This window comes from Vibrio sp. (genome assembly GCF_038138445.1).
GTDB lineage: Bacteria > Pseudomonadota > Gammaproteobacteria > Enterobacterales > Vibrionaceae > Vibrio.
The window spans coordinates 1-12,157 of the sequence record NZ_JAYQDQ010000105.1; the positions used below are offsets into that span (position 1 = coordinate 1).

The following is a 12,157-nucleotide window of genomic DNA, read 5'->3' on the forward strand; positions in this document are numbered from 1 at the left end:
TATTTTTAGTCGGTGCCAGCTTTCAGTTAAATGGGGCTCACCGCCAGCTTACGTTCGTTCTTTAAAAGCGCGAGGGTGCTACGTTTTACCTGTTCCTAGTGCTTATTATGATGAACTCCAATCCGCTATTTATGAGAACGATTTAGATTTGGGTATCAGTATTGAAACCATGAGAGAATTAGACATTGTCGTAGACTATGACGACAAAGGTTTTATCTTGCAGATATTTACCCGGCCAGTAGAAAGTAGACCAACCCTATTTTTTGAGTTTATGCAGCGCAATAATCACGATGGGTTTGGCGCTGGCAACTTTAAATCCTTATTTAGCGCAATTGAAGCGCAGCAGAAGCTAAGAGGGACTTTGTAAGTTAAATTTAGAAAATCACAATCCATAATATCCAGAGATAATTAAGGCTGCCTATTTGCTTAAAAGCAGCCTTTTGTTCACCCAAAAAACTTAGCGAGAGATCAGTGATAGACCTGCAGGGAGTGCATCACCAAAGGCTCGTTTTGATTCGGTATGAGACAGTGTTTTAACTTCAGCGACTAACTCAACCCAAGCATTGGGTACTTTACTTTGTTTTAGTTTGGTAAGGACTTGCTGGCGAAAATCATCAGAGATATCAAATAATCGATCGCCTGTTTTACGGCATATCATCACAGCAGCAAAGCCGATCATGGGCTCTTTTTGCCAGCTTTGCTCCAGTAGCTTGGGCAGCCATTGTTCGGCTTGTTCTCTGGGAATCACGCTATGCTGGCTCCCATACAGAGGGGTGCGAGCGGCTAAACGACCCAGAGCCCACCAATGAGCCTGTTCAAACTGATTATGGTTAATGGCTTTAGTTAAAAACCAACTGGATAACAGCACCTTATCCTCTACATCCAAATGCTCTAGTGAAGCAGCGAGTCTAACCATAGATTCATACCCCATATCATGGGCTGCTTTCGCGGACTGCGGATTTTTCATAGCTCCCGGGTGTAGATATTTGGCGATATCGGCAAGTAAAGTTTCTTGCTGTTCTTGATTAAGGCCGCCAGCTATTCGGCGCCAAAACACCCACCAATCTGTCCAGCCTTGATGGTTTTTAAATTGAATGCTCTGTTGATACAATCCCCAAACCTGCTCTAATCGCCAAGCGTCTGTGGCGTCACCAAATCCTGGCCGCAGGGAAAAACCAGCTAAGCGCAGCCAATTCTTTTCGTGGGCTTCAGAGCGGCGACGACGTTTTCGTCCTTGGGCAAAAGCATCAAACAATTGACGCAACGTAGCAAAGTCCCAATCGTCACGTTTACCTAGTTTTTTCTCAAGATCTTTTGCTAGTGTTTTGATTTCTTTTGAATCAGCGCTTTTTTTGTTGCCGCTGTATAGACGAGTGATGAGCTCTTTAGACTCAACAAGCCGCGGTGGAAGTGTGACTTGTTCTGACTCGTCAGATTGTTGATTACGGACTTCAAATTCTAATTCCCAACGCTTGTTGTCATCATCGATGTTCACACACTCTATTTTTAACGTGCCAACTTCGGTCAATTGACAGGCTAATTGCACTTCAACTCGCTCCTTTTGATTGGCTTGAAGCTCTGCACCTTCACCTTCTAACGTCAAGATGTAAGGGGGAAGTGGAGTGAAGATATCAGGATCCACATCCACCATTACGCCATTTTGTATAGCTACGTTTTGAGTCAGGGTGTCATGGATTGAAGTAAGCAGATTAAACCGCACTGGCTCGCCTAATGTGAGAGCAAAACGCCGGCCAGTTAAGCGTATCTCATGGCCTTCTTCCGTCCCTTTAGTGAGAAGGCATAGTGCTTTACCCATGTTGTTCTTTTCTTGCATATGTAGAAAGTAAGAGCGCGCCGAACCACCACCAATTTTGAGCTGAGCGCCCCGCCTAGCTTTGCCATAGGCCACGGCTCCGAACGCGACAGACCAATCAGGATGAGGATTATCAAGCAGTGTTATAGGAGATCCGCGCCAATGCTCAAGCAAATCCATAATGCGTTTTGTAACAAGCTCGCTGTTAAAAACACCGCCGTTAAGCAGAAGGCCTACAGGGATTGCGGGTTCAGGGTTTTCTGGTTTGCCAAGAGCGGTGGATGAGACTTGCTGGTGTTGGTGGAGAAATTCAGCTAAATGTTTACTGACTGCTGGATCTGCTACATAAGGTAAACCAAATTCGACCATAGCACTGCGACGCTTACTTGGCATATCTGAAAAATCAGATAAAGGAAAAAATCCGTCTAGTGCAATCTGGTGTACTTCTTTTCTACTAAGGCTAATACTTTTCGTGCCACCAAGTAGCTTTGAGCCACTACCAAGCATGGTGATTTTTACTTCTTCAGGCGTTTCAAGGGACAATAATGCTTCTTTGGCTTGTCGAGTTTGTTGAATCAGTTTAGTAAGGCTCGCAGCATTGAGCTTTTTGTTTTGATTAAAACGGCCTTCTGCAAGATGAGCTAAGGCTAAATCGAGATTGTCACCGCCAAGCATTAAGTGTTCACCCACACCTATTCTATCCAGAGAGAGTTTGTCTTGTTCATGCTTTGCTGCGATTAAGCTCAAGTCTGTGGTGCCTCCTCCGACATCGCAGACCAAAATGAGCGGCAGCTGCTTGAGTTCATCTCCGGCAGTTTGTTGGTGACGAGAATACCAGTCGTAGCATACCGCCTGTGGCTCCTCGAGCAGTACAATCTTGTTTAAGCCAGCTAGAGAGGCCGCTTCTAGGGTAAGTTTACGCGCTGTTTCATCAAATGATGCAGGCACAGTCACCACAACGTCTTGGTCTTCGAGCTTGTTGCTTGGATGACGAAAGTTCCATGCTTGTCTGATGTGATTGAGGTAGCTGGCACTAGCAATAACAGGGGATACTTTATTGACATCATCGGCACTGGCCCACGGAAGAATGTCTGAGTTACGGTCAACACCTTGGTGAGATAGCCAGCTTTTGGCACTCGATACTTGACGCCCCTCGACTTTGGCGCCCAGCTCTCTAGCCCACTCTCCAATGATGACATTATCTATATCACCAGAAATCGACTCTGAGTCCCATGGCAGAGTAAGATCTAGGGGTGACATTTGCTCTTTGGCTGCATGATAGCGAAAAGAGGGCAATAAAGGTCTGCGAACAACTTCGCCTGGACCTATGAGTTGGTCAATCTCAAAAAGAGAGACGCTTGATTGCTCTAGATTGTCTGTGATTTCACAAAAGGCGACAACGGTATTTGTGGTACCTAAATCTATACCAACGAGAAAGCGAGGAGATGTCATAAAAAACCTTGAAGATGAGAAAAGTAACGGCACCGTTTAAGGTGCCGTTAAATATTATGAGAGTTCGCTATGAGATGAGTCTTTATTTGCGTCGTCGCGAACGTCAAACTTAACATGCCATTTTTGACCATTGTCAGTGGCAATTGCTTCGAGATACAAGGTACCAAGCTCTGTCACCCGAGAAGCTAAAGTTACAGGAACAACTTCACCCTCTCTGCGGCCATCAGAAACAGGTAAGGTAACCTGAATTTCTGGCAGCTCTTCCAATTCATCAGGCCCCCAATGGTCAAGATGTGCACCTGCTAAATCGTCGCGGCGAACATTTGAACCAAAGAACTGGAAATTCACTGGCTGGCCTATAACCAAGCCAAACTCTTGGCTTGGTATGTCGACTGATGAGCCTTCTTCCATACCAAATGGTGCAACACACAAAGCTTCCAATGGCGGAGCCATTCCAGGAATAGCAGGCATTGCGCTTTCAATGCCTACATAATAACTAGATGCAATACCGCCGCGAATACGAACACCTTGACCACGACGTACCGCGCCATAATAGGATGCACCGCTAGCCACTGCGAGATCCAAGTCAACGCCAGTCAGATGCTGCGCGATTTCAGAGTTTGAATCAATCAACCACTCGTTAATTGTTTCTTCTAATCGAGAAGCGAGCAGCTGTGATTTTAACACGCCGCCGTTAAATAGAATCGCGGTAGGCTTAATAAAATCAGTAGTAGCCGTATCAGATCCGCCCATTCCCGGCATTGAAGCGAATGGGTTGTAATCGCTCTGCTCGGTCTCATTCCCCAGTGCGTTGGCTTGTTTGGACAAGAAAGCAGCGATATAGCGAGTAATACCCGCATCTTGAGCGTAAGGCAGACCCATTTGGGTTAAGGCGCCGCGACTACGTTGTACTGGATGTTCTGTGACTGCAACTTTTGGGAAGAAACCATCCACTAGAGTTTGTTGGACTTCTTCTTGGGTCAGTTCAGTTTTTAGGGTGGCACCGAGCAGTTTGGAGCCGCGACTTGGCACCACGATTGGAACAGCTTCAAGAGAAGCGTCATTGAGTAACGCTTCTTTTGCATCGCGACATGCGTGAGTCATAGCTTGAACTTGCCATGGCTGAAGCTCTTTTCCGTCTTGCGCTAGTTTCATTTTTAGTCGATAGGCGAGCGCTAAATCCATATTGTCGCCGCCAAGCAAAATATGCTCGCCAACTGCGATTCGGTCTAGGGTAAGGTTGCCTTCTTCTTCTGTGACTTCAACCAATGAAAGGTCAGTGGTGCCGCCGCCGATATCTACCACAAGAACAATGTCACCAACGGAGACTTGCTCGCGCCACTGCTCATTACTGTTATCTATCCAGTTATACAAAGCCGCTTGGGGTTCTTCTAGCAAAGTCAGATGCGCTAGACCTATATTTCTTGCCGCTTCTGCGGTTAAATCGCGTGCTGCCGGGTCAAAAGAGGCTGGGACCGTGATGGTCACATCTTGTTCTGCTAGTGGATGGTTTGGATGTGAATGATTCCATGCTGCTTTTAAGTGTTCTAAGTAGAGCTCAGTTGCGCGAAGAGGCGAGACTTTCTCTACTTCTTCTGGGCTACCTGCCGGAAGAAACGCATCACGTCGATTAACTCCGCCATGGCAAAGCCACGACTTAGCGCTAGCCACCAGACGGATAGGCGTTTTAGCTCCCAAATTACGCGCTATAGCACCCACTAGTGCTTTGGGCTCCGACGACCAAGGTAATACGCGCGAAGCTGGGTTCATTTCATGTTCATGAGGTTGATAGAGAAATGAGCCGAGCTGGCTTTTGCTTTCAACCGTCCCCGGTGCAGTTAACTGAGCGATTGGCATGACCTCGACACTTGCGTTCTCATCAGAAGTATCAAGGTAAGACAGAACGCAGTGTGTTGTACCCAAGTCGATACCAACACTGTATTTAGGTGTCTGTGTAGAGTTCGTGTTGTGATTGTCCATTACAGCTCTACCTCAGCAGGGGCAATAATTGAGGCGTCATAGTTTTCGGCCAATTTGGGTAGGTTCATAGAGCTGGCCTTCCAGCCTTTATGGATTAAGGTGCCATTAAATGGTGCATTGCCAGTGACATTACCCGTGAGGCGAACTTGCTGTGAGTTAAAGCCTTCTTCGATAGTAATACGCGTTTCTTCGTCTTCACTGCGTATAGGCTCGAGTGTAACGTAATCACTCAGTACTTTTTGTCCGCCAGTATGAATGACTCTAGCTGCGGCACCAACGTCTTCATCAGAGAATGAAGTGAGATCTTCTTTTAGGAAATCAATCAAACGAGCTTCTTGCTGCATAATAGACAGCAGTTGCATTGCAGAGTCGGTAGACGCGGTTGCAAGCTTGGACTCCACTTCGACCACTTTCTCAACTATTTTTTCTACTTCAACTACTTTTTCGACTTCGACGATCTTCTCAACCGGCTTTTCGACTTCGACAATTTTTTCAATCGGCTTTTCTACCACTTTTTCGACGACTTTAGATTTGCGCGATACTGCAATAAGAAGCAAAAGAATGCTTGAAACGGTAAGCCCTGCATGCAGCATATCGAACGTTTGAGGGATCATTTGTAAATCGAACGTCATGAGATTTCTCTTAATTTATGGGATAAATAGCGGTCACAGCTGACCACTATTGTCGTTATTATTCGGTTAAATTGGGGCAAATATTATCACATTCAACCAACTAGGCCCGCAGAAAAGCGAGTGTGAGGATTTGATTGGCTTTTTTTTAGTCACTTTAGCTTTCTTTTGGCCTAGCTGAAGAAAGTAGAAAGTAAATTGACGTTGTTTTGATCAATTGAGTCGTGGTCTGTCGAGTTTTACGCTTAACTAATATAGAATCTGGCGCTTTGTTGGAAAACTAAAGTTTGGGTGAGTAATGAACCATAACCGTATTGTTTGTTTCGATTTGGAAATGTGCTGTTGGAATGAAGATGGTGTCGGAACAACAGGTGAAATCATTGAAGTTGGATTAGCGGAAATTGATCTTACCAAAGGTGAGATAGTCAAGCGTGCCCAGTACTATGTGAAGCCAGAGCAAGATGAAGTATCATTGTTTTGCGCAGAGTTGACAGGCATTACTCCTCGAAAAATAGAAAAGCAAGGTCGTCCACTGGCTGACGTTTTGAAGTCAATGATAAAAAACTTCGGTGGAACCAATAAAATTTATGCCTCTTGGGGGAGAGACGATCTGATATTAGCCAAAGAGTGCCAAGCTAAGGGAATTGAAATGCCTTTTCGCGAATGCATTAACCTGGCAACGTTATACCGGGTGCAGCACCGCCTTAAAGATAAGCGTATCGGGCATAGAGCAGCTCAAGAAGCGCAAAATATTGAATGGGAAGGGCGACAGCATTCTGGCTATGTGGATGCTTATAACCTTGCTAAATTAGCTTTGACTATGTTGTAACTTTAGCGTGTGCGATCGTTTGATCTTAATTGATTTTGTGCCGTTTAGTTATTTGTTGAAGATGCCATTTCAAAGTACTTATAAGCAATTATTACAAATAGACATTAAATGATTTCTTGTGAAGTCAATAGTTAATACAGGCCTTATCCACTATTTGTAAATAGTGTAGCTCAACACTTTAATGAATTTTTCTCAACGAATTGTAAAGTTTGATCTCGAGTAGTAATTCTTATTGTTTATTGTTATTTCTAATAATATACTTTTTGTGAATTTATAGTCTTAGCAGTTGTTTCTATTGGCTTTTTAATTACTACTGGTTAGGTAAAAGTAATCGGAGTCAGTTATGTTTAGAAACACCCTTTCAAATATCCGTTCAGTATCAAAGCCTGAAGAACAACAAAAATCGGAGTCAGGCTCAGATGTTAAAGTAAGAAAAGTCCGACATGTGACTACTGAAGACTTAGCATCAGCTAAACCTTTCAGTAATCCCAATAGAACATCAGAAACACAGAGCATATCTGTATTCAAATCCAACCCAATTCTTCGAGAAGCCCAAGACGCTGATATTTCACCTTTAAAATATGCTAGCGTGAGTAAGCTAAACCAAAATAAGAAGGTCGAACAGCAGCTCGGGCAAATGCTTATACAAGGTAGTTTAGGGAAAGAGTTAACTCAAAAAGCGATTGCTATTGCAATTGATGGATTTGGTATTGATTTTGATAAACTTATACAAGACAACAAAGATAGCATCCTAAAACAAGCTTATAAAATAGGTGGAGCGAACGAGCTTTCCAAAGGTATTTTATCGCTCGATTCGGTGTTCTTGGCAATTGAAGATTACTATTTAGACAGCGGTGATTACGATATTAAGACATTTGCCCAGCAAGCCCAAGAGCACAATCTTTCAAAGCAAGACTATTTAAGTGAAGCAAATTCAGGCTTTTATAAAACCATTGGTGCTGAGCCATTTGGTCCCTTTGACTACCAAGGAGAAAAAACCGCAGAACAAGACTCATTTAGTGAAGCGATGAAGCAGCGACGTTCAAACTATTTTAATACGGTGACGCCAGATAACCGTGCATTTGGCGGTACTTCTTATCATCAATGGTATGACGTTAACCCAAACAGAATTGAAAAATGGGAAAAATTGCCTCAGGCATGGCGAAGTAGAATACTCACACTAGCTGGGGGTTCAGAGCAGAAAGTGAAAGCACAATTTGAAAGTTCGCCGGATCAAAAAGCAGCGTTTCTTCAAGATATTGGTCTCTACAAAAGTACCAATAAATTTACCCAAGATCTCAGACCTGATGAAGTGAGTAATGGTATGAGACGCCATGATGCGGGAGAAAACTCTAACATTTTACGACGTTCTCAAAAGGGAATGCCAGAAGTTGAGAACATAGTGTCTTTGGCGCTAGAGAATAACAGGCCTTTAATTTCAGGAGTAAGTGGCCATACGGTGAAGTTTTTAAATGCTTTCGCTAATGTACGCAGCTATTATCTATCGATAAAAAATAATCCTTCTGCTAGTCAGGATCAGATAAATGAAGCTAGTAAAAAACTTGAAAGTTTACCGACGCTTAATCAAGCAAGACTTATCTGTATGGCGAATCTTATGCCACCTAAAAGTCATCATTCGTACTTTGAAATTATGGCTGCCTCGGAGGGGATCTCTGATGGTGAAACAAAACTGCAGTTTAACGACCTTCAGGGCTATAAGGATATAAAAGCAGATGATTTTGGCGCAGCAGTTTATCAAAGATTAGTTGCGGCAAAGTTGCTGTAAACTTCTATTGCTGACAATCACTTTACTTGACGATATAGATTACGGCGTATAAAAATAAGCGCAACAAAAGTAGTGTTGCGCTTATTTAATATTAAAGGAAAATAATAGGTACTATGCTGGAGTACCCAGATCTTGAAGATCTTTCTCTATTTTCTCTTTAAGGATACTGATTTTTTTCTGTCTAAATGTAAGTGCATCAAGCTCTTGTTGAGAGTTCGCAGCAACAATGGCATCGTCGTACTGCTGATTAACCTTATCTAGTGCATCTAAATCTTCTTGTAAGATTTTAGCGTAAGTCACTTCTGGGTTAGGCTCGACTTCAGCAAACATGTACATGTTAGATACAACCGTGATCTCTTTGCTGCCCCATGCATTCTCTGCATCCACAGTCATAGAATTGCAGGCATAGTAAACGGCGTAGTTTTTATCGTCAGCCACAATGTGGTTGAATACCACTTGAAGCTTTTCTGTAGTGCTTGAGCTTGTTGCCGCTAGTGCAAGAGTTGATTTGATCACTGAACCAATGTCTCCAGCCATTTCTGCAGCTTTTTTAGGATCTTCTTCAGAGGTCAGGTAGTCTTGAGCAACTTTTATAATACCATCAACAACATTATCCAGTGCGTCTAGGTTAAATTCATCTGAAAACTTAGAGTAAGACTGGTTATTGACAGATTCAACTTCTATGATGCCTTTGGTGTGGCTTTGAATATACTGCTTTGCGAGTTCTTCAGTGTTTTTTAGTGCTGCCTGCGCTTTGGCAACAGCCTCATTTACTGCCTTTTTCGCGTCTTCACTTTTTTGAATTGTACTTTCTAAACTAGGACCATGACACATGTTATTCTCCAATTAAGAGTATGAAAATGAAAGCTTCTGAGAAGAGAGCCATATAAGGTATAAGACACGGTTCTCAAGGCATCAAGGTAAGAAAGTGAAATAAAATAGTATTAATTTTGCCTATAAATCAATTGAATAATAAAACTCATTGCTTTTGAACAAACTTATGTAAAAGTGCCGGAGATAAATTTATATCTCAGCAGCTCGTATTAAGCTTTTGTATTTTTGTGTTGAACTCATTTACAGTATTTTCAATAGGTGTTGATTTAACTCAGACAACACCTATTGAGATAGGTTCTAAGAGTAACTAGTACAACCGATGAAACATTTCGGTCCAGAGGCGTGCTGACGGTGGATGAAACATGAAAATGCCCCAAAGTGGGTTACGTGTCGATGTTTGGGCAAAGGTCATCAGGTAAATTTGATACAGAAAAGCTAATGGCTGGTAGAACGTAAGACCTACCCCCGTTAGTGTGTTTTGGTCCCTACACGCATGACAAACCTCACTCACGCTGTACCAAAACATATCGTAAGACTTCAGAGGAAAGACATGTTCAACAAGAAACAAGCGTTATGCTTTCCCAAACAGCGCTTGTTTATTTATAAGTTGCCATTGCTAGCATTTTTCTTATACTGTCTATAAATACAGTTCTTTTCAATATCTCAAAATATGACGCCTATTGAGGAAAAACTAACGCCTTAGTTGTAAATTGTTATCACTGTTTAACTTATCTTATTGATATTATTTTAAATATAATTTTTAGTGAGCGTCATGGAAATTAAAAACGTCATTTTACACAACCTCATTAAAGAGGAAAAAAGCACAAAAGTTGAGCTAGATGATCGTCAAGAAGAGAACGAGATTAATGAATCCGCACTTCAACTGAGTAAGGGGATTAATGAGAGGTTTAATTCTACGGGCTTGAATACTGGTCATTTTGAAAAGCCAGAAGCAGATGAGCAGTTGACTCGCTTTGAGTTTTTGCTGGAAAAGTATTACAACGAAGGTTTTGAAAATTTTGTTGGCTTTACAAAATCAGCGGCTAGCTATCTTCAACAACAGCTAATGTCGGCACCGTCAGCAAAAGGTGGACACCTTTGGTTTAACCATTATACCCATGCTGGAGAGCATTTTTTGAGTGTGGTTTTGTTACGTGAAAAAGTGGTTATGCGTATAGATAAATTGGAACTTGAGCAATTCGATAGCATTGACCTTGATAAGCTCCATATGGCAGCTCGAATTAATTTGACTAAGTGGCAAGATACTGACGAGCCATCTAATCGTTACATATCCTTCAAGATCGGTAAAGAAGCTAAAAAAGTTACGGAATACTTCGCAAATTTCATTGGTTGTAAGGAATTCACTCAGGCAACTACTGATACCAAAGCTCTAGTTAAATGTATTGAAGCGTACTGTCAACACCACCTCTTTGATGAGGCAAAAACTGAAATAGTGAAGAACAAGGCTCACGACCAAATTGTTGAATGGAGAAAAGAAGAAAAGCAGACAATACACTTAGATGCACTTTCCACAATTTTAGATGCGACATTTTTACCAGATGATGTTGATGACGAAAAAGTTGGGCAGTTTTTACTCATTTCACAGAGTGAACCCCATAACCTTAACAACGAATTAGCTACTGACCCCAACGCTCTGAGGCGTTTAAAAAAATACTCGGGAAGAAACAAGCTTATTTCATTGAGCTTTGATGCAAAGCTGTTGGGAAATGCTGTCGTGTATGACCCTAACAATGGTGGTGTACTTACGATTACTGAGATACCTAAAACTCTGAAAGAGCAGTTAGAAGGCAAAAATTAACGATGACAAAAGTTGAGCTTCTTAATCAAATTTCATCATTTATTGACACATATAAACTCGTTTCTAATAACGAGGACGACTACGTGTGTCGAATCAAAATGACAACGGAGGTTAAGGAGCAACTAATTTCATGGGAAGATGAAGGCCTTCTTTTAACTATTGAAGGCTTGACTAACAGTAGCGCACAAGATGCGGAAGATACTGTTGTTGGTAGAGAGTATCAAGTTACAACTTCATTGGTTAATTTACGTCAAGATGGGGTGGAGATTTATTCAAACTGGATTCAGTTTTTTGAAAAAACAAAGAATAAATGTGTAGTTCCCGAATCATTTTATATTATTAGTGACAAGTCAAAATACATAGGCCAAACCGAAGGTCTTACAGGAGACCTGAAACATTATGTAAACACAGTTTCACTAATCAATATTTTACTTGATCAGGCTGACCATACTGATACCTCTAATGTAAGCAATGTGCCCAATGTTGTAATGCTGCATAAGAATAGATTAGAGATTCCTTGCAAGTACAAATTGGAGGATATCCAATCAGGATTAGATGGTATAACGCATATATATAAGTGGATAAAGGATGAGGCACATAAAGAACAAAGAGTAAGTATCTTTAAAACTGCGTTGTATGATTTTCTAAAATCAGTACAAAAAGACAGGCGCTTCGAGTATCTACTTACTCACTTCGGTGAATTCTCCTCTCAGGTTATCGAAAATTATGATCTCTATGTGAGCGAGTTCTCTTTTGATGATGTTCGTTTGGAATATCAGGAAAAGAAAAGAGAATACATGTTAAAAATTAATGAAACATTTAGCTCTATTCAAACCAAAGCATTAGGTATTCCAGTATCACTAGCATTTGTCGCAATTCGATTATCAACATCAAAGGCGAGTAGTCTGAATGAAGACACTAACTTACTTTTGTTTGCAGCAGCTCTGGTTTATGGGCTAATTGTACTGGTCAAGTCCAACAGGACACTTTTTTTAGAGAGTTTTCGAACTCTATT

At 41.8% G+C, this 12,157-nt stretch carries 8 protein-coding genes and 1 pseudogene; 5 read left to right on the forward strand and 4 right to left on the reverse strand.

What is annotated here, in order from left to right; all coding sequences use genetic code 11:
• Positions 1–367 (forward strand): annotated as a pseudogene (locus tag AAFM34_RS18455) (hypothetical protein); the annotation flags it as partial.
• A 90-nt stretch (positions 368–457) separates the two neighbouring features.
• Here the strand turns inward: AAFM34_RS18455 and AAFM34_RS18460 are convergent.
• Genes AAFM34_RS18460 through AAFM34_RS18470 form a run of 3 tightly spaced genes read right to left on the reverse strand, consistent with a single transcriptional unit; the run spans position 458 to position 5,877 of the window.
• Positions 458–3,265 (reverse strand): Hsp70 family protein, encoded by a 2,808-nt coding sequence (locus AAFM34_RS18460; RefSeq protein WP_341665375.1) that lies wholly within the window; start codon positions 3,263–3,265, stop codon positions 458–460.
• A gap of 54 nt (positions 3,266–3,319) precedes the next feature.
• Positions 3,320–5,245, reverse strand: a complete 1,926-nt coding sequence (locus AAFM34_RS18465; RefSeq protein ID WP_341665377.1) for an Hsp70 family protein — start codon at positions 5,243–5,245, stop codon at positions 3,320–3,322.
• A complete protein-coding gene (locus AAFM34_RS18470; RefSeq protein WP_341665379.1) occupies positions 5,245–5,877 on the reverse strand; it encodes a DUF2760 domain-containing protein in 633 nt (210 codons plus the stop codon). The genes AAFM34_RS18465 and AAFM34_RS18470 overlap by 1 nt, the downstream gene beginning before the upstream one ends.
• A 295-nt stretch (positions 5,878–6,172) precedes the next feature.
• Here AAFM34_RS18470 and AAFM34_RS18475 point away from each other — a divergent pair, with 295 nt between their 5' ends.
• Together AAFM34_RS18475 and AAFM34_RS18480 are read left to right on the forward strand one after the other, a co-directional pair.
• On the forward strand, positions 6,173–6,703 hold the full coding sequence (locus AAFM34_RS18475; protein ID WP_341665381.1) for a 3'-5' exonuclease: 531 nt from the start codon (positions 6,173–6,175) through the stop codon (positions 6,701–6,703).
• 343 nt (positions 6,704–7,046) lie between these two features.
• Positions 7,047–8,489, forward strand: coding sequence for a hypothetical protein (locus tag AAFM34_RS18480; RefSeq protein ID WP_341665383.1), 1,443 nt, complete (start codon positions 7,047–7,049; stop codon positions 8,487–8,489).
• 111 nt (positions 8,490–8,600) lie between these two features.
• On the opposite strand, the gene AAFM34_RS18485 is transcribed toward AAFM34_RS18480, so the two are convergent.
• Positions 8,601–9,323: a hypothetical protein gene (locus AAFM34_RS18485; RefSeq protein ID WP_341665385.1), complete on the reverse strand. Its 723-nt coding sequence runs from the start codon at positions 9,321–9,323 to the stop codon at positions 8,601–8,603.
• A gap of 772 nt (positions 9,324–10,095) precedes the next feature.
• Here AAFM34_RS18485 and AAFM34_RS18490 point away from each other — a divergent pair.
• Positions 10,096–11,142: a nucleoid-associated protein gene (locus AAFM34_RS18490; protein WP_341665387.1), complete on the forward strand. Its 1,047-nt coding sequence runs from the start codon at positions 10,096–10,098 to the stop codon at positions 11,140–11,142.
• A gap of 2 nt (positions 11,143–11,144) precedes the next feature.
• The coding region (locus AAFM34_RS18495; RefSeq protein WP_341665389.1) for a hypothetical protein at positions 11,145–12,157 on the forward strand (1,013 nt) is incomplete at its 3' end.

Bases quoted from the DNA above. Each gene is read 5' to 3' on its own strand.
- AAFM34_RS18490 (WP_341665387.1), top strand. From the start codon at position 10,096: ATGGAAATTAAAAACGTCATTTTACACAACCTCATTAAAGAGGAAAAA.
- AAFM34_RS18470 (WP_341665379.1), bottom strand. From the start codon at position 5,877: ATGACGTTCGATTTACAAATGATCCCTCAAACGTTCGATATGCTGCAT.
- AAFM34_RS18460 (WP_341665375.1), bottom strand. From the start codon at position 3,265: ATGACATCTCCTCGCTTTCTCGTTGGTATAGATTTAGGTACCACAAAT.
- AAFM34_RS18485 (WP_341665385.1), bottom strand. From the start codon at position 9,323: ATGTGTCATGGTCCTAGTTTAGAAAGTACAATTCAAAAAAGTGAAGAC.
- AAFM34_RS18465 (WP_341665377.1), bottom strand. From the start codon at position 5,245: ATGGACAATCACAACACGAACTCTACACAGACACCTAAATACAGTGTT.
- AAFM34_RS18475 (WP_341665381.1), top strand. From the start codon at position 6,173: ATGAACCATAACCGTATTGTTTGTTTCGATTTGGAAATGTGCTGTTGG.
- AAFM34_RS18480 (WP_341665383.1), top strand. From the start codon at position 7,047: ATGTTTAGAAACACCCTTTCAAATATCCGTTCAGTATCAAAGCCTGAA.